The organism is Halobacillus sp., assembly GCF_049282395.1.
Taxonomy (GTDB): domain Bacteria; phylum Bacillota; class Bacilli; order Bacillales; family Halobacillaceae; genus Halobacillus.
The window spans coordinates 1-19,022 of the sequence record NZ_JBAPTY010000125.1 but is presented as its reverse complement, the minus strand read 5'-3'; the positions used below and the strand labels follow the sequence as shown (position 1 = coordinate 19,022).

15 protein-coding genes are annotated in these 19,022 nt (G+C 41.9%); 1 reads left to right on the top strand and 14 read right to left on the bottom strand.

The annotated features are described in order from the left end of the window. Nucleotides 1-213 precede the first annotated feature (213 nt). Together WAM07_RS05915 and WAM07_RS05910 are read right to left on the bottom strand one after the other, a co-directional pair. Entirely contained in the window at nucleotides 214-1,377 is a 1,164-nt protein-coding gene (locus WAM07_RS05915; protein WP_422165572.1) for a glycosyltransferase family 4 protein, read from the bottom strand. Between the two features lie 13 nt (nucleotides 1,378-1,390). After that, nucleotides 1,391-2,539, bottom strand: a complete 1,149-nt coding sequence (locus WAM07_RS05910; RefSeq protein WP_422165570.1) for an NAD-dependent epimerase/dehydratase family protein — start codon at nucleotides 2,537-2,539, stop codon at nucleotides 1,391-1,393. A 450-nt stretch (nucleotides 2,540-2,989) separates the two neighbouring features. On the opposite strand from WAM07_RS05910, the gene WAM07_RS05905 reads away from it, so the two are divergent. Beyond that, the gene (locus WAM07_RS05905; RefSeq protein ID WP_422165568.1) at nucleotides 2,990-4,951 is read left to right on the top strand and encodes an AMP-binding protein; all 1,962 of its coding nucleotides are present in this window, start codon (nucleotides 2,990-2,992) and stop codon (nucleotides 4,949-4,951) included. A gap of 42 nt (nucleotides 4,952-4,993) precedes the next feature. Here WAM07_RS05905 and WAM07_RS05900 read toward each other — a convergent pair whose 3' ends face one another. The 12 genes from WAM07_RS05900 to WAM07_RS05845 all read right to left on the bottom strand — a co-directional run. Continuing rightward, nucleotides 4,994-6,523: an acyl-CoA carboxylase subunit beta gene (locus WAM07_RS05900; RefSeq protein WP_422165567.1), complete on the bottom strand. Its 1,530-nt coding sequence runs from the start codon at nucleotides 6,521-6,523 to the stop codon at nucleotides 4,994-4,996. Between the two features lie 12 nt (nucleotides 6,524-6,535). Beyond that, nucleotides 6,536-7,318 (bottom strand): enoyl-CoA hydratase, encoded by a 783-nt coding sequence (locus tag WAM07_RS05895; RefSeq protein ID WP_422165564.1) that lies wholly within the window; start codon nucleotides 7,316-7,318, stop codon nucleotides 6,536-6,538. A 16-nt stretch (nucleotides 7,319-7,334) separates the two neighbouring features. Further along, nucleotides 7,335-8,237 (bottom strand): hydroxymethylglutaryl-CoA lyase, encoded by a 903-nt coding sequence (locus tag WAM07_RS05890; RefSeq protein WP_422165562.1) that lies wholly within the window; start codon nucleotides 8,235-8,237, stop codon nucleotides 7,335-7,337. A 14-nt stretch (nucleotides 8,238-8,251) separates the two neighbouring features. Beyond that, on the bottom strand, nucleotides 8,252-8,464 hold the full coding sequence (locus WAM07_RS05885; RefSeq protein ID WP_422165560.1) for an acetyl-CoA carboxylase biotin carboxyl carrier protein subunit: 213 nt from the start codon (nucleotides 8,462-8,464) through the stop codon (nucleotides 8,252-8,254). Nucleotides 8,465-8,477: 13 nt separating this feature from the next. Further along, a complete protein-coding gene (locus tag WAM07_RS05880; protein ID WP_422165558.1) occupies nucleotides 8,478-9,833 on the bottom strand; it encodes an acetyl-CoA carboxylase biotin carboxylase subunit in 1,356 nt (451 codons plus the stop codon). A gap of 17 nt (nucleotides 9,834-9,850) precedes the next feature. Next, on the bottom strand, nucleotides 9,851-11,491 hold the full coding sequence (locus WAM07_RS05875) for an AMP-binding protein (RefSeq protein WP_422165556.1): 1,641 nt from the start codon (nucleotides 11,489-11,491) through the stop codon (nucleotides 9,851-9,853). Nucleotides 11,492-11,515: 24 nt separating this feature from the next. Beyond that, the gene (locus tag WAM07_RS05870) at nucleotides 11,516-12,658 is read right to left on the bottom strand and encodes an acyl-CoA dehydrogenase (protein ID WP_422165555.1); all 1,143 of its coding nucleotides are present in this window, start codon (nucleotides 12,656-12,658) and stop codon (nucleotides 11,516-11,518) included. A gap of 69 nt (nucleotides 12,659-12,727) precedes the next feature. After that, the gene (locus WAM07_RS05865; RefSeq protein WP_422165553.1) at nucleotides 12,728-13,360 is read right to left on the bottom strand and encodes a TetR/AcrR family transcriptional regulator; all 633 of its coding nucleotides are present in this window, start codon (nucleotides 13,358-13,360) and stop codon (nucleotides 12,728-12,730) included. Between the two features lie 137 nt (nucleotides 13,361-13,497). After that, the gene (parC, locus tag WAM07_RS05860; protein WP_422165551.1) at nucleotides 13,498-15,957 is read right to left on the bottom strand and encodes a DNA topoisomerase IV subunit A; all 2,460 of its coding nucleotides are present in this window, start codon (nucleotides 15,955-15,957) and stop codon (nucleotides 13,498-13,500) included. A 15-nt stretch (nucleotides 15,958-15,972) separates the two neighbouring features. Next, complete coding sequence (gene parE, locus WAM07_RS05855) at nucleotides 15,973-17,928, bottom strand: DNA topoisomerase IV subunit B (RefSeq protein ID WP_422165549.1); 1,956 nt, start codon at nucleotides 17,926-17,928, stop codon at nucleotides 15,973-15,975. Nucleotides 17,929-18,121: 193 nt separating this feature from the next. Then, a complete protein-coding gene (locus WAM07_RS05850; protein ID WP_422165547.1) occupies nucleotides 18,122-18,535 on the bottom strand; it encodes a CoA-binding protein in 414 nt (137 codons plus the stop codon). Nucleotides 18,536-18,545: 10 nt separating this feature from the next. After that, nucleotides 18,546-19,022: glycine betaine ABC transporter substrate-binding protein (locus tag WAM07_RS05845; protein WP_422165546.1), on the bottom strand; the 477-nt coding region annotated here is incomplete at its 5' end.

Sequence of the window (19,022 nt, the reverse complement as noted above, 5' to 3'; positions counted from 1 at the left end):
AATGAATTTTATTTTTTATTTGTAGTTGGAGTTGCTACTAAGTTTTAAGTTGGAAATCGATAAATTAGCCTTTGGTAGAATGAATTCTTTATTAAGAACGTTTGTTAATGGTTGTATTTTGTTATGTATTCGGAGTTACTACTAAGTAATATGTAGAATCTAACTCTTCTATTTTTTGGAAATAATCTGTTAAAATGAAAAGTCACAGAGCATTTACTCTGTGACTTTAAACTTTGATTTTTTTGGCGTGTACTCTTTGCTTTCTTCAAATACACGTAAAGTTTCATTATAATAATCGAGTATCTGTTCAGAGGGTTTTTGCCAGCTGTGTTTTTCTGCTTCGGCTCTTGCATTTTTACATAGAGATTTGTAAAGGACTTCATCTTCGAGACGATTAATGGCATTGATCATACTATCTGTATTTTCATTTTCAAAAAGTATGCCTGTTTTACCGTCTTCCACCTGTTCCATCGTAGGACCGCTTTTTGCAGCAATAACTGGAAGCCCTGAAGCCATGGATTCTAAGATCACGAGGCCTAAAGTCTCCGTTACTGATGGAAAGATCAGTGCGTCTGATGAAGAAAATGCTTCCCTGAGCTCTTCCCCGTGTAAAAGACCAGTAAAGACTGTATTAGTGCCCTCAAAGGTGTATTCAAGTTCATCCTTAACAGGGCCATCCCCCACAATAGCTAAGGATAAGTCTTCCCTTTGATCAAGCAATGGTCTGATTTTGTGAATTTCTTTTTCGGGTGCTAAACGACCGACAAATACGAGTAGTTTATTCTCAGGTTTTCCGCCAGAAAGACGCTCACGCATTTCTTTTGTCTTATGCTTAGGATGGTAATGATCTACTGCAACCCCGCGGTCCCAAACATTCACATTATGGAAATTCTTATCATCCAGCTCACTCTTGATTGCTTTAGATGTGCATAAGTTAACGTTCGCATAATTGTGAAGTTTACGGAAATACCACCACACCAGAGGCTTGAAGGGATACAGTCGATAAAAGTCCAGATACTTTGGTACATGCGTGTGATAAGAAGCAATTAACGGATAATTAAGCTTATTTGCGTAATACACTCCTGACACCCCAACGATAGCCGGGTTAACTACATGGACAAGATCCGGATTATGTTTTTGCAGTAAGTCTTTTACCTTCCGCTGAGGTAAGGAGAACTCTTTCGAACGATAAAAAGGCAATGTTGTTGCTTTAACCCCTTCTACAATCGCACCTTCATACTCCTTCACACCAAGGTCTGGAGCTATCACGACCACTTGATGTTCTTGACTTTGCAGGTATTTGATGGCTTCCTTCAGTCTGGTTACCACTCCATCTGTTGATGGGAGGAATGTTTCAGTAATGATGGCGATCTTCAAAGTGGAAAACTCCTTACTTCCAAGTGATTGATGGTAATACGTTTTCAGCAATAATACGGTCTTTGTGTTCAACCGCTGTACGCAGAATATCTCGAATAACGTCATCTGTTAATAAATGAGGTTCTAAGCCGAGATCACGAAGTTTCGTGTTAACTGCATTATAGTAATGGTCTTCATTCTCAATTCTCGGGTTCTCAATTTTCTTAACTTGAGTATCCAAGCCTTCTTCGTGAGCAATCTTTTGTACACGGTCAGCTAATTCCTGTACTGAGAACCATTCAGTAAACTGGTTAAATACACGGAATTCTCCATTGTCAGCCGGGTTTTCTGCAGCAATTTCTACACAACGGACAGTATCTTCAATGTTAAGAAAAGCTCTCGTCTGCCCCCCTGAACCATAAACGGTAATGTCATGCCCGATGGCTGCCTGATTAACGAAACGATTCAGGGCTGTACCAAATACTCCATCATAATCCACGCGGTTAACTAGCATTGGATCAAGTTTTGTTTCTTCTGTATGTAGTCCATACACGATTCCCTGGTTAAGGTCTGTCGCACGGATACCCCAGATCTTACAAGCAAACATAATATTGTGGCTGTCATGAACTTTGGAAAGATGATAGAAGGAACCAGGCTGTTTAGGGTAAGGAAGCGTATCTTTTCTTCCCTTATGCTCTATTTCTATATATCCTTCTTCAATATCAATATTTGGAGTTCCGTATTCTCCCATCGTACCCAATTTAATTAAATGGCACTCCGGAGCAAATTCTTTAATGGCATATAGTACATTCAAGTTTCCAATAACATTATTAGTTTGTGTATAAGCAGCGTGCTCACGATCTATCATGGAATATGGAGCTGAACGCTGTTCAGCAAAGTGAACGAATGCTTCAGGCTTTACCTGGCGGAATACTTCTCTTAAGAAGTCATAGTGATTTAAATCGCCAATGAACGTACGAATTTCATTACCCGTCACTTCTTTCCACTTAGCTACTCGGTCTTCTAATGATGCTATGGGAGTTACTGAATTGGAATGTAGTTCTTCGTCGATTTTTCTGCGTGCTAAATTATCAACAATAGTTACATCGTGTCCTTGTTTGGAAAGGTATAATGCCGTTGGCCAACCGCAAAAACCGTCTCCTCCTGCTACAATAATTCTCATAATCTACCTCCTAGTTACATCTAGCCTTATCGTATTCCCATTATAGAATAACATTCTTTTCTTAATGAATGGTAATGTTTTAATGCGGGCTCTCGAGCCTTATTCTACAACAGTGATGAGTATCTCCGATTTTGACTTTACCATTAATTCAAGTTTGAAACAATTAATTAATTGTTAAAGTAGGTCGAAAGAAGTCGATATTTTACTCATTTGGTGTCTGATGCCCAAATTAAGGGAATTTTTCATACGAAGCAATATCTTTTTACAAATTTTATACACCCTAATCTTTGAACGTTATTATTACCAAAATTTTATAGAATACACTTTCTATGAATGTTTTCACACCACGAATCGCCATTGTGAAAAAAGTACAATCATTCATTAAAGGCTCCAACTCCGGTATAATAGAAGGTGAGATTAAAGTATATTAAACTGGAGGCGAAGATCTACATGAATACATATGAAAAAGCCTGGGTTCCCTCGGAAAGTCAAATTAAAAGTACACGTCTATTTCAATGGATGCAAAAACTAGGATACGAAAATTATGATGCTTTTCACAAAGAATCCATTGAAGATATAGAATGGTTCTGGGATGAAGCCTTGAAAGAATTAGGAATAGAATGGGATCAATCGTATGAAAAAACGGTGGATTTATCCAGGGGAATAGCTTATCCTAAGTGGTTTACCGGAGGAAAGATGAATGTAGCTCACAACGCTCTCGATAAATGGGCATTGAGTGACAACAAAAAGGACGCTGTTGCGCTTTACTGGGAGGGTGACAACGGAGATACAGTTCAATTTACTTATGAAGAGTTATTACAGGAAGTAAATCGTGTCGCCAATGGATTACACAATCTGGGTATTGGCAAAGGAGATATTATTACGCTTTATATGCCTATGATCCCGGAAACACTCATTTCAATGCTTGCCATCTCAAAAATTGGTGCAATATTCTCTCCTGCCTTTTCAGGCTATAAAGCAGATGCGATTGCTACAAGGATTCAGGCTGCCCGCTCCAAAGCTCTTATTACAGCAGACGGATTCTTTAGAAGAGGAAAGACCATTCCGATGAAAATGGAAGCAGACCTTGCCTGTGATCAATGCCCTTCTTTAGAACATGTAATTGTAGTAGAGCGTGCTGACTGTGAAATTGATTGGAATGAATACAGAGATACACCGTGGTCGAGTCTACTCCAAAATGAAACCGTTTTCAAAACGGAAAGTATGGAAGCTTATGATCCTTTTATGATTATTTATACTTCCGGCACCACTGGGAGACCAAAAGGGGCTGTGCATACGCATACAGGCTTTCCAACAAAAGCAGCATTTGATGCTGGAGTATGCATGGATGTTACGAGCGAGGACACTCTATTTTGGTACACGGATATGGGATGGATGATGGGCCCCTTTCTAGTTTATGGCGGCCTGGTTAACGGTTCATCTATAGTCATGTTTGAAGGCACTCCTGATTTTCCTGAGCCCGATCGTTTATGGAGTTTAGTAGAAAAATATAATGTAACCCATTTAGGTATCTCTCCTACTCTTGTTCGATCCATGATGAAGCATGGTGAAGAATGGATTCAAAAGCATAACTTAAGCTCCCTTAAACTAATCGGCTCCACTGGAGAGCCATGGAACCCAGAACCATGGCGCTGGCTTTTCAAGCAGGCAGGCAACTCGAACGTCCCTATCTTTAACTATTCTGGCGGTACTGAAATTTCTGGCGGTATCCTAGGGAATGTGCTGATAAAGCCTATTCAGCCGGTTACATTCAATGCTGCATTACCCGGTATGGACGCAGATGTTTTTGATGAAACAGGAGATTCCCTCAAGAATCAAGTGGGTGAATTAGTGTTACGGAAACCCTGGGTAGGTATGACCAGTGGTTTCTATAATGAAAATAAACGTTATGAAGAGACCTATTGGAACCGCTTCAAAAACACCTGGGTCCACGGTGACTGGGTCATTCTGGATGATGAAGGTTTTTATACAATAACAGGCCGCTCCGATGATGTCCTTAATGTAGCTGGTAAGCGTCTCGGTCCCGCAGAGGTTGAATCAGTACTGGTTGAACATCCTTCTATTACTGAAGCGGGAGTGATCGGCGTTCCTCATGAAGTCAAAGGTGAAGAAGCAGTAGCATTTGTCGTACTTCATCCCGACACTAAAGGTTCAGAGGAACTGGTAAGTGAATTTAAAAGCCACTTAGCTCATAAGTTAGGAAAAGCTCTGGCTCCAAAAAAAGTCTACATTGTTGATGATCTGCCTAAAACGAGAAATGCAAAAGTAATGAGAAGGGCTATCAAATCTGCTTATTTAGATAAACCTGCAGGAGATTTGAGTGCTCTTGAAAACCCGAACACTATAGAACAAATACAAAGGATCGGTAAAAATTCTACTCCTTCTACCTAAATAGAAAAACATCTCCTGATCTACTTGATCAGGAGATGTTTTTTATACGGGATAGACTCCGTGTTTTCTTTCCGTGAAAGTTACATCTTTGCTCTGGTAAGCTTCATATCGAATAGAAAGTTCTTCTCGCAGCCGGTCTGGCTGAATAATATCATCGATCACCAGCTCAGAAGCTAAGCGATAAATATCGATATTTTCTTTGTATTCTTCGTGTTTCTCTTTAATAAACGCGGGTCTTTCTTCTTCAGGAAGTTCAGCTATTTTGTTCGCATATACCGCGTTCACAGCCGCTTCAGGACCCATAACAGCAATTTGAGCTGTCGGAAGGGCTATACATGCATCCGGCTCAAAGGCAGGACCTGCCATAGCATAAAGTCCTGCACCGTAAGCTTTCCTTACAATAACGGAGATCTTAGGGACGGTCGCTTCACTCATGGCTGATAACATTTTGGCTCCGTGGCGAATAATACCTGCGCGTTCCACCTTCGTTCCAATCATGAATCCTGGAATATCTACGAGGAATAATAAAGGGATATTAAAGGCATCACAAAGCTGAATAAATTTAGCGGATTTATCGGCCGAGTCCGGAAATAGAACCCCTCCTTTCGCTCTGGGCTGGTTAGCAATGATACCGACCACACGACCGTCTATTCTCGATAAACCGGTAATAAGTTCCGGAGCGAATTTCTTTTTAACTTCGCAAAAAGAATCTTCGTCTATAATACGGTCAATTAACTGGTACATATCAAAAGGGGCATTCTGATTTTCTGGAATTAATTCTTCTATGGACTTTTCAAATGCTACAGGGTCAATACTTTCTTTTTGAGCCGGAGCTTTTCGATAATTCGCCGGGAAATAGCTCATGTACTTCCGTGCGAATGATATAGCTTCCTGCTCATCCTTAGCAAGTACGTCTCCACATCCCGAAACGGAGCAATGCATTTTTGCGCCTCCCATCTCTTCAAGGGAGACTTTTTCTCCAATCACTTTCTCCGCCATTCTCGGTGACCCCAGATACATCGAAGCATTCCCATCGACCATGACTACGATGTCGCAAAAAGCAGGTATGTAAGCTCCTCCAGCGGCTGAGGGTCCGAATAACAAACAGACTTGAGGAACCCGTCCGGATAACTTTATCTGGTTATGAAAAATTCGGCCGGCTCCCCTTCGATTGGGAAACATGTCTACTTGATCGGTGATTCTCGCTCCAGCTGAATCTACGAGGTAAAGCATCGGAAGTTGCAGTTTCATAGCTGTTTCTTGGATTCGAATGATTTTTTCAACAGTCCGCGCTCCCCACGATCCTGCTTTGACAGTAGAATCATTGGCCATGACACAAACCTGTTCTCCATTGATTTTACCTATGCCTGTGACCACACCATCAGCAGGAAGTTTATCGTCCTGATTGTTGGCAAAAAAGGCATCTTCAATATTCATATCATCGTCGAATAATAACTGAAGGCGCTCTCGTACAAACATTTTTCCTTTTTCTGCATTTTTAGCATGATACTTTTCTGCTCCACCCGAGGAAATATGCTTTCTTTTTTCTTCTAGCGTCTGATCCTTCGCCATTTTTTCCCCTCCTTATTTTCCTTTATAATCTGGTTTCCTTTTCTCTTTAAATGCTTTCAGGCCTTCCAAACGGTCTTCCGTGTCAATCGTCTTTTGATAGCATTCCTTTTCAATTTGAAGCCCTGCAGATAATTCCTTATCATATCCATCATGTATAGCTTTTTTAGCCTGTCTAAGCGCAATAGGTGCATTGCGTGCAATGGAGAACGCAATATCCTTTGCTTCTTCTAACAGTAATTGAGGCTCGTAGACATATTCCGCAAGTCCGATCGCATGGGCCCTCTGAGCTTCGATTGGGCGTGCTGTGTAGATCATTGCTTTCGCTTTTCCGAGTCCAATTAACCGGCTGAGTCGCTGGGTGCCTCCCGCTCCAGGTATAATTCCAAGAGAGGTTTCAGTCAGCCCCGCTCTTGCTGAATTACTCATGATGCGCAAATCACAAGCTAAAGCAAGTTCAAGCCCTCCTCCAAAAGCGACCCCATTAATCACGGCGATGGTAGGCACGGAGATTTGTTCAATCAATTGGATGGTAGCACCGATTTTTTCAACCGTTTGAATAACTTCCTGCTCGGACATATCCGCGCGTTCCTTTAAGTCAGCGCCAGCGCAAAACACTTTCGTGCCGCTTCCAGTAATCAATACTGCCCTCACGTCGGTCCGCTGATTAACTTCTTTTGCTCGAGCTGCTAACTGATCCAATAATTCCCTGGAAAGAGCATTTGCCGCTTCGGGCCGATTTAAAGTTAGTAATAATACATGCTCATTTACCTCTTTTAACGTAACAAGTTCGCTCATCTCACAGCCTCCTTTCTCACCTTGATCTTTCTATTTGCATCACGTGACTGGCTAGCGGTTTATTTAATGTATCTTGAATAAATGAAGCGGCCTGTCTGAGTTTGTGTTCATCTATTCCCGTCGATACATCCATCTGGTGCAGCATATGAACGAGGTCCTCGGTAGCAAGATTGCCTGAAGCACCCTTAGCATAAGGACAGCCTCCAAGTCCACCGAGAGAACTGTCAAACGTGGTAATCCCATGATTTAACGACACAAGAACATTCGCTAGAGCCATTCCTCTCGTATTATGAAAATGCATAGCTAAATCCTTGAAGGATAACTGCTTCTGAATTTCATGTAAAGCCTTGTCCACCTGTTTAGGATTGGCAACCCCGATGGTATCCCCTAAAGAAAGTTCATCTATGCCCATATCAAGCATATGCTTGCTGACATCTATGACCTGTTCAATCGGAATATTCCCTTCATAAGGACAACCAAAGACGGTCGATACATAGCCGCGGACCGTTTTCCCAGCATCTTTCGCTTCCTTAACGACCTCTCTCAGGACAGGATAAGTTTCTTTAATCGACTTGTTTATATTTTTTTTATTATGGCTTTCACTGGCTGACATGAACACGGATACTTCATCTACGTCTGTTTCCAGCGCAGCTTCAAGCCCTTTCATATTAGGTACCAGTGCTGCGTATGTTATATCAGGTTTTCTCTCAATAGATGAAGCTACTTGTTTCGCATCCTTTAACTGCGGGATCCATTTCGGATGGACGAAAGAACTGAATTCAATGTAGGAATAACCGGCTTCTGACAATTGATTTATCCAGGAAATTTTATCTTCTGTCGGAACTTCCCTGGACTCATTCTGCAGTCCATCCCGGGGACCAACCTCTTTGATCGTCACTTCTTCTGGTAAATCCAGCATAATATCCGCTCCTGTTATTCTATAATGGCGATAACGTCGCCTTCATTTACAAAATCACCCTCACTGACCTTCAGTTCTTTCACACTTCCTGAAGCTTCTGAAGGAATGGGTATTTCCATTTTCATAGATTCTAAAATAGCAATGTCCTGCCCTTCATTGACTTCTTCGCCCTGTTGAACGACTAATTTCCATACACTTCCTGCCATTGATGCTTTTACTTCATTCATGATTCATCTCTCCTTATTGGTTGGTTAACGTAGGTAAGTAATAATCCTGGATAAAGGTTGTTTTTGTATTTCCTTTTTTAAATTGGTCGTGAGTAATAATTCTTTTTAACATGGTTAAGTTCGATTTAATTCCTTCAATTTCATATTTATGGAGAGCCTTTGCCATCAGATCAATCGCCTGCTCTCTTGTCTCGCCATGTACCACCAGCTTCGCAATCATAGGGTCATAAAAAGGGGTAACCTTCGAACTTCCATTTACAGCCAGTTCATGTCGGATGTTTTCACCTTCCGGCAATTCCAGTTTTGTAAGCTGGCCCGGAGAAGGGTAAAAGGTATTCGGATCCTCCGCATAAATTCGAACTTCAATCGCATGGCCTTGAATCGAAAGATCTTCTTGTTTAAGAGAAAGAATCTCATTCGAAGCGACTCTTAACTGCTGCTCGACAAGATCTACACCTGTAATTTCTTCTGTTACGGGGTGCTCTACTTGAAGGCGTGTATTCATTTCAAGAAAATAATAGTTTTCCTGTTCGTCTACCAAAAATTCTATGGTTCCTGCATTGGAATAACCAAGTCTTTCTACTGCTTTTAATGCGCTTTCCCCCATTTGACGTCGTGTTTCCTCAGAAAGTACCGGTGAGGGAGCTTCTTCCACCACTTTTTGGTGTCGTCTTTGAATCGAACATTCTCTTTCAAATAGATGCACAGCATTACCATGATGGTCAGCAAGTACTTGCATTTCGATGTGCCTTGGATTTTCGATTAATTTTTCAATAAACATTTTCCCGTCCCCGAAAAACGTCTCGGCACGCTTGGAATTCCCTTCAAAGGCTTTCTCAAGTTCTTCATCCGAGTACACGGCCTGCATCCCTATGCCGCCTCCACCTGCTGCCGCTTTTAACATGACGGGATAACCAAATGATTGAGCGGTAGATAAGGCGGCTTCAGCAGATGCTACCGCTTCATCCGTCCCGGGTACGATCGGGACACCAGCCTGACTCATCTCATGACGAGCCGCAATTTTGTCCCCCATCTTAGCAATGACTTCTGGTCTTGGTCCTATAAATACAAGCCCAGCTTGAGTTACTTTATCAGCAAACTCAGCACTTTCACTAAGAAGCCCGTAGCCTGGATGAATGGCCTCTGCACCGGATTCCTTGGCAACTTTCAAAATCTTATCGATGTTCAAATAGGATTCGTTGACTCTTGGTTTACCTATTAGGTAACTTTCATCCGCTTCTGTTACATAAGGAGCCTCCTGGTCAGCCTCTGAATAGACAGCCACGGTACTAATATTCATCTGTTTGCACGTACGTATGACACGAGCTGCTATTTCTCCTCGATTGGCAATAAGTATTTTCGTAAACACCATTCTCCACTCCTTTTTTACGATTTCAAATCCATCATGTCCAGCGCATCTTCCCTCAGTTTAAACTTTTGAATTTTCCCGCTCGCGGTCATTGGATACTCATCCGTAAACATGATGTATCTTGGAATTTTATGCTTGGAAATTTGACCTTCACAAAATTCGCGGATATCGTCTTCTTCGATTGACTTTCCTTCCTTAGGAATGATCCAGGCCATGATCTCTTCTCCGTATTTCTGATCGGGAACACCGACCACTTGAACATCCAGCACATCTGGATGTTGATATAAGAACTCTTCAATTTCGCGTGGATATACGTTTTCTCCGCCACGAATGATCATATCTTTCATGCGCCCGGTAATCTCAATATAGCCATCCTCATCCATCACGGCGATATCACCCGTATGAAGCCATCCTTCTGGATCAATGGCTGTTTCTGTAGCTTCCTGGTTTTTGTAATAACCTTCCATAACGAGATAACCCCGTGTGCAGAGTTCTCCAGGTATTCCCGCTTCTGCTTCATCCCCAATAGCCGGATCAATGATTTTTACTTCGACGTTTGGATGTGCCTTTCCGACACTGGAAACACGAAGTTCAATCGGATCATCCGCCTTTGTCTGGGTAATAACGGGAGAGGATTCCGTTTGCCCATAGGCAATGGTAATTTCCTCTGCACCCATATCCTCGATCACACTTTTCATGACTTCCATTGGACAGGTGGATCCTGCCATAATACCTGTGCGCAGTGTGCTCGGTTTCCAGTCTTTAAACTCAGGATGATTGAGCTCGGCAATAAACATCGTAGGCACTCCATGAAGCGCTGTACATGCTTCTTCTTTTACCGCCTTTAAAACCTGTAAAGGTTCAAATTGCTCAAGGATAACCATGGTGGCTCCTTTAGATACCGCAGCTAGCGTTCCCAGCACACAGCCGAAACAATGGAAAAAGGGAACAGGAATGCACAGGCGATCTTCATTGGTAAGCCTCATGCAGTCCGCTACCTGATTGCCATTGTTGACGATATTATAGTGGCTCAGCATCACACCTTTAGGAAAGCCTGTGGTTCCTGACGTGTACTGCATGTTGATTACATCTTTGTAAGATAGAGATCTTTTACGTTCTTCTAGTTTTTCATCACTAGTTGATCGGCTCATATCAATTAAGTCATTCCACGTGTAGCAACCTGGATGTTCCTTATCGCTTAAGGTAATGATATTTTTCAGACGAGGAAGCCGCTCGCTTTGGAGATCTCCTTTTAATGAGGAGGAAAGCTCTGGGCAGATCTCTTTCAAAATATCAATATAAGAGGTGCCTCTAAAATCTTCCGCTAGTATTAAAGTGGTCGCATCTGATTGTTTTAAAAGGTATTCGAGTTCCTGTGCTCTGTAATTTGTATTTACCGTAACAAGAACGCCGCCCATTTTTCCTGTGGCAAACTGGGAAAGAAGCCACTCCGGCTTATTATCAGACCATATAGCTACGTGTTCCCCTTTTTCTACCCCTAATGCCATGAGGCCTTTAGCTGTTTCATCAGCCATGTCGTTAAATTCCTTATAGGTTTTTCGTAGCTTCTTCTCAGGGTAAACAAAAGCTTCCTGATCAGGAAATTGACGAGCCTGTTCCTCTAAAAGTTCTCCTACGGTTGTTTCCAAAAGAGACATATACTAATTCCTCCTCTTTATTTACTAGCAGCCTAGCTGACGAGCGATAACCAAACGTTGAATCTCAGACGTTCCCTCTCCAATTTCAAGCAGTTTAGCATCACGCAGATAACGCTCTACTTCATATTCCCTCATATAACCGTAGCCTCCGTGTATTTGGATGGCTTGATTGGATGATCGGAAAGCGGTTTCAGAAGCGAACAGCTTAGCATACGCTGATTCTTTCGTGAAGTTTTTCCCTTGATCTTTTAACCAGGCGGATTTTAGTACCATATTACGTGCCAGTTCCACTTCCATAGCCATATCCGCTAATTTAAACTGAATGGCTTGAAAACTGGAAATTGGCTGGCCAAATTGTTTTCTTTCTTTTGCGTAGGCAAGAGCACGATCCAGCGAAGCCTGCGCGATGCCTACAGCAAGCGCAGCAATGGAAATTCTCCCGCCATCAAGCGTGTAAAGAAACTGTTTAAACCCTTTTTCTGGATCTCCAAGCAGGTTTTCCTTGGGTACCTTCACATCTTCCAGGATGATTTCCGAAGTGTTGGATCCACGTACGCCCATCTTTTCATAAGGACTGCTGATTTTCATGCCAGGAGTATCCTTAGGGATGATAAAAGCCGAAATAATATTTTTACCATCTTCCCGTTTTCCTGAAACCGCTGTAACGGTAATAGACCGAGCATATTCCGCATTCGTAATCCAGCACTTTTCTCCGTTTATGACGTAATGATCTCCTTTAAGTTCAGCTCGTGTTTTCGTTCCTCCTGCATCAGATCCAGCATTCGGTTCTGTTAGTCCAAAAGAAGCGAGTGCCTCTCCCTTAGCCAGTGGAGTTAAGAATTCCTGTTTTTGTTCTTCTGTACCGAAATAATAAATGGGGCTGGCTCCTAGAGAAACAGCCGCTGCATAACTAAGGCCTGTAGAACCGCAGACACGACCAATTTCTTCGACAGCCAACGCATAAGTAACCGTATCCCCCCCGGATCCTCCATATTCTTCTGGAAATGGAATACCAAGCAGCCCCAGTTTCCCCATCTCCTTAAAAATATCTTCTGGAAATTCCGCTGTTGTATCAATGTCCACCGCGCGCGGATGAATAACCTCCTCAGCAAAATCACGAACCATTTTTCTAGTCATTTCCTGTTCTTTCGTCAATTCAAAATTCATATGATTCCTCCTCAGGGAATTAAGACCGACTGGTTGGTCGGTAGTAATCAAAAAAATAAATGAAAGCGTTTACTTATTTTCATAAAAAAAAGGAACGTGGAGCAGTTGGTTCAAGTAATCCGGCTCTTCTTTTCCAGACAGTAAAAAGTGTAAAATCAGATCCGTGAAAACATCTGAAATCTCATGGATCGAATGTGGACCATCCCGTTTATACCACTTATAAATCCAATTCACCATTCCCAGTATTGCCATACCTGTAATAGACACTGGCAGTTCTTTGCGAAAATGTCCTGATTCCTGTCCTTCTTCGATGACTTGAAAAACCATCTTTTTAAACTCATCACGTTTTTGCTTAATCTGTCGTTCGTATTCAGGTTTAAGATAATTGCTCTCCTGATAGAAGACAGATATATGAGGTTTGTAGAGATCAAAAACTTGAACAAACGCATGAATGATAGCCTGAATCTTCTTGACAGGAGATGAGTGAATGACATTGGCTGATTGAGCTTCTTTCAATACATATGTAATAAAGGTATCGTGAATGACGAAAAGGAGTTCGTCTTTCGAGCTGAAGTGATGGTAAAAACCGCCTTTAGACGTACGGGATAATTCTACAATTTGATTGACACTCACACCGTGAAAACCATAACGATCAAATAATTCAAGCGAGGTTTGAATTATGTCATCTTTTAAATCTCTCATACACCATCCCCAATCCGCTGAACTTACACTCATTTTAGCATAATTTTTTGAAAATACAAACGAATCTAAGGAAATATTGGAAGTAAAGAACTTTTAGAATATAGTAAAAGACAGCCTCCATAGAGACTGTCTTTTGATTAATTGCTATCTGGATCCTGGGATTGAAACGGACTTTCATACACAGGTTTAACCCATGCTTCGGATATTTTTCCATTCTGGTCTGTATCCGTAACATAAGAGCCGTTACTGTAACGGTCATTGGCTTTGAAGTCCATTACGTTCAGCGTAATCGATTCCTCTTTTTCCGTTTTCAATATCACCTGATCATCTCGATGGACTAGATGAACATCAATCAGGCGGTGAGGATTGTTTTTTAATTCACGCAGCATAATGACACCTCGTTTAGCACGAGAAGCCTTTTCAAATTCTTTCAAACGCATGCGTTTAACTGCAGCACGATGTGTAGAAAGAAACACGGAAGGGTCTTGATCTTTTTGAAAGATCTGCCCTGATATGACCTCTTCTTCTTCTTTCAAATGAATGGCTTTCACCCCGGCAGCACGCTGACCCACGGCATTAACTTCCTCCTCGGAATACCATAGACCATAAGCCTTGTTACTGGCAATAAAGATTTCAGAGTGACCATCTGTGACGTGGACATCCACAACTTCATCATTTCCTTTTAGATTAATAGCTACGAGAGCCTTTGAATGTCGCTGAGCCTGATACAACTTCAATTCACTTTTCTTTACCATCCCGTTTTTGGTGAAGAAAAGTAAATACTGGTCTTCCTTGAACTCGCGGACCGGGATGGCTTCCACAATGTACTCATCTTTCTCAACCTGGACAATGTTCGAAATATACTGCCCTAAATCCTTCCACCTGATGTCTGGAAGTTTATGCACAGGCAGGAACAGGTATTTACCGAGATTGGTAAACAACAAAATAGTATCCGTTGTATTTATTTCAAGTAGTCTTAAGAGATGGTCACCATCTTTTAAAGCGAAATTTGTTCCGTTTGAGGCTGCGTATGAACGAAGGCTTGTACGCTTCAGGTATCCGTCTTTTGTAACAGAAACAAGTACGTCTTCGCTGGCTACCGTTACTTCAAGATCAACTTTAAGCTCTTGCACTTCGTTTTCTATATTAGTTCTCCGGTCTTCGCTGTATTGTTTTTTCATGCTTCGAAGATCGGACTTAATAACTTTCATAAGCTCATGTTCACTGGCAAGTAATTTCTCCAAGTAAGATATTCGTTTGCGCAGCTCGTCCGCTTCCGCTTCAAGCGCCGTAATATCCGTATTCGTTAAACGATAAAGCTGAAGCGTGACAATTGCCTCTGCCTGGGCTTCTGTAAACGAATACTGATTCATTAATTGCTGTTTGGCATCTTGCTTGTCTTTAGAGCCGCGAATGGTCGCTATGACTTCATCAAGAATGGAGATGGCTTTGATCAGCCCCTCAACAATATGCGCCCGCCTTTTAGCTTTGTTCAGGTCATAGACGGACTGACGGGTGACTACTTCCTTCTGGTGGGATATATACGCATCCAGCATCGTTGGCAAACTCAGAAGTGTAGGAGTCCGATCATGAATAGCTACCATATTAAAACTATATGATATTTGAAGATCTGTATGCTTATAAAGATAGTTAAGCACACCTTCACTATTAGCGTCTTTTTTTAATTCAATAACGACCCTGAGACCTGTTCGATCTGTTTCGTCACGTACTTCAGAAATACCCTCTACTTTGCGATCAATGCGAAGTTCATCCATCCGCTTAACCATGGTAGCTTTATTAACTTCAAAAGGAATTTCGTCGATGACAATCTGCTCACGTCCGCCGCGGACTTCCTGTATTTCTGCTCGTCCTCTAAGTACGATCTTTCCTTTCCCGTTCTCATACGCTTTCTGAATGCCTTCCACACCCTGAATTGTACCTCCGGTTGGGAAATCAGGACCTTTCAGCTTAGTCATTAATTCAGGTACGTCTGCATTTGGTTTATCAATCTTCATAATAACTGCATCAATAACCTCGCCGAGATTATGAGGAGGTATTTCGGTGGCATAACCAGCCGAAATACCTGTAGAACCATTCACAAGAAGATTTGGAAATTTAGCCGGTAGAACAGTCGGTTCTTCAATGGTGTCATCAAAGTTTGGGATGAATTCTACCGTTTCTTTTTCAATATCCCGCAGCAGTTCTGATGAAATGGCGGAAAGTCTGGCTTCGGTGTAACGCATAGCGGCTGGCGGATCCCCGTCCACACTTCCATTATTTCCGTGCATTTCCACGAGAGGTTTCCGTAATTTCCACGTTTGGCTTAGACGTACCATCGCTTCATAAACGGAAGAATCTCCGTGCGGATGGTAATTACCAATTACAGTACCGACAGTTTTAGCCGCCTTCCTGTATGCCTTATCATGTGTATTTCTTTCCTGATGCATTGCATATAAAATACGACGCTGTACGGGCTTTAAACCGTCCCTCGCATCGGGAAGAGCACGTTCTTGAATAATATACTTGCTGTACCGTCCAAAACGATCTCCAAGAACTTCTTCCAATGGTAAATCTAAATACTTCTCTGCCTCTGCCAACAGAATATCCCCCTTTTATGTTTGAATTTTGTCGTTTTCCAAAATATTAGCTTCGTCTTCCATACCGAAAGCGACATTGGATTCAATCCATTTGCGGCGAGGTTCTACTTTATCGCCCATCAATGTGGTTACGCGCCTCTCTGCGCGTGCCAGATCATCTATTGTTACCCTTATCAAGGTTCTGGATTCCGGATTCATCGTTGTTTCCCACAGCTGATCAGCATTCATTTCACCAAGACCTTTGTAACGCTGAATGGAGTAACCGTTCTTAAACTCTTTAAGAAGTTTATGCATTCCTTCTTCATCCCAGGCATATTCGGTTTGTTCTTTCTTGCCTTTGCCCTTAGAAACCTTATAAAGCGGCGGAAGAGCAATGAATATTTTCCCTGCTTCGACCAGCTGCCTCATATAACGGTAAAAGAATGTCAGCAGTAAGACTTGAATGTGGGCTCCATCTGTATCCGCATCCGTCATAATGACAATTTTATCGTAGTTACAGTCTTCCAGAGTAAAGTCTCCGCCTACACCGGCACCGATAGTATGAATGATGGTGGAAATCTCCTCATTTTTAAAGATATCAGCTATCTTCGCTTTTTCAGTATTGATAACTTTTCCTCTTAAAGGGAGAACCGCCTGGAATTTACGATCACGTCCCTGCTTAGCAGAACCTCCTGCAGAATCACCCTCTACAAGGTAAAGTTCATTTTTTTGAGGATTTCTGGACTGAGCGGGCGTTAACTTCCCACTGAGCAAAGTATCTTTTCTTTTTTTCTTTTTTCCGGATCGTGCGTCTTCACGAGCTTTACGCGCCGCTTCTCTTGCTTCCTTCGCTTTTACAGCTTTCTTAATGAGCATAGAAGCTACATCAGGATTTTCTTCAAGAAAATAAGATAACTGTTCAGCCACTACAGCGTCCACCGCTGATCGTGCTTCTGAAGTTCCCAGTTTACTTTTGGTCTGACCTTCAAACTGAAGAAATTCCTCAGGGATTCGAACGGAAATCACTGCGGTGAATCCTTCACGAATATCGTTTCCTTCCAGGTTTTTATCTTTTTCCTTAATTAATTGAGCACGACGGGCGTAGTCATTAAAAATTCTTGTGATCGCCGTTTTAGCACCTGATTCGTGAGTACCTCCATCTTTTGTACGGACATTATTAACAAAGGAAAGAATATTCTCTGCGAAACCATCATTGAATTGGAATGCGAAATCAGCTTCTATGTCTTTAAAGCTTCCCTCAAAGGATACAACGGGGTGAAGAGTGTCTTTCTCTTCATTGAGGTAAGAAACGAAGGATTCAATGCCATCATTATACTGGTAAACCTCTTTAACCTTTTCACTGCGTTCATCAATTAGATTGATTCGAAACCCTTTCAACAGAAAAGCAGCTTCCTTCAAACGCTCCGATAAAGTTTCGAAATTGAATTTCGTCACTGAAAATATTCCTGGGTCCGGTTTAAAACGAATGGTTGTCCCGGATTTTCTAGTCGCTCCTTTATGCTCAAGAGAAGTCACGGGAAGGCCTCCGTTTTCAAAACGTTGATAGTATCTTTCTCCATCCCTGCATATATAGACTTCCAGCCATTCAGATAAGGCATTTACTACAGAAGCTCCTACGCCATGAAGACCTCCGCTTGACTTATAGCCCCCCTGTCCGAACTTCCCTCCTGCGTGAAGCACAGTCAAAATCACTTCGGGTGTAGGCTTTCCTGTCTGATGCATTCCGGTCGGCATCCCTCTTGCTTCATCCTCTACAGAAACACTGCCGTCTTTATGAAGAGTTACCGTCATTTGATCTCCATGACCGGCTAATGCCTCGTCTACGGCATTATCCACGATTTCATGTACTAAGTGGTGGAGGCCGCGGTGATCTGTAGATCCAATATACATCCCCGGTCGTTTTCGGACCGCCTCCAAACCTTCTAGTACTTGTATGGAATCATCTGAGTATGTTTGATTCTGCTTCGCCAATTTACCATCGGCTCCTTTCTCGTCAACTTCATCTACTACTATAATAGAACAAACGTTCGTTTGTGTAAACGCTCAATAAAAAATGCTGCTTGTTATATTGTAGCGATTTTATAAGGTTTCGCAAACATTATTCTACTATCAACATGAAAAAACCCCTGTTTAGACAGGGATTTTTTTTAAAAAGTATATTCTTTTACATATAAACAGCATGGGCGACTTTAATGCATACATCCATGATCACAATCATATCTTTATCCTTTAACTCTTCGTAGGCTTCTTCGTGAATAACCCCTTGCTGTCCCCAAAAAGCTTGAGCAGGGATAGCAGAAGCCTCTTTAGCGACATCAGGAAGAAATTCCGATCTTCTGAACACGTTTATGATATCAATAGGTTCGGTAATATCACTTAATCGAGCAACAGCCTTTTCACCTAATGCTTCATTGATGGTCGGATTAACAGGAATAATGCGGTATCCCGCTTCCTGCATAGCTTTACTAATCTGGTAAGATGTGCGATGTGATTTGTCTGATAGACCGACAACCGCAATCGTTTTAGAATTTTTTAAAACTTCTGCAATTTTTTCGCGTGAAGGATTTTTAAACGTCATATTATACCTCCTATTCTTCAATTAAACCTTCGCTCACTAAATACTCGCGTGCGACTTCTTCAGGGCTTCGATCTTCATAATCTACTTCATAGTTCATTTGACGCATTTTATCCCCGGTGATTTTTCCGCCTAATTGATTAAGAGCATCTTTTATTTCAGGATATCTATCCAAAGTCTCCTGCCTCATAAGGGGGGCGCCCTGATAAGGAGGGAACAAATTCTCAGGATCTTCGAGAACCTTCAAGTTTAAGTCTACCATATATCCTGAAGTGGCATATGCATCAATAATATCCACGCTACCATCTTTGATAGCGCCCTGACGCAATCCCGGGTCCATTGTACGCACTTCACCAAGATTAAGATCATATACTTCTTTCATTCCCTGATAACCATCCTGACGATCATTGAACTCAAGAGTGAAGCCGGCAGTAATCTGGTCTTCCACTTGTTTTAAATCGCCAATCGTTTCTAAATTGTATCGTTCAGC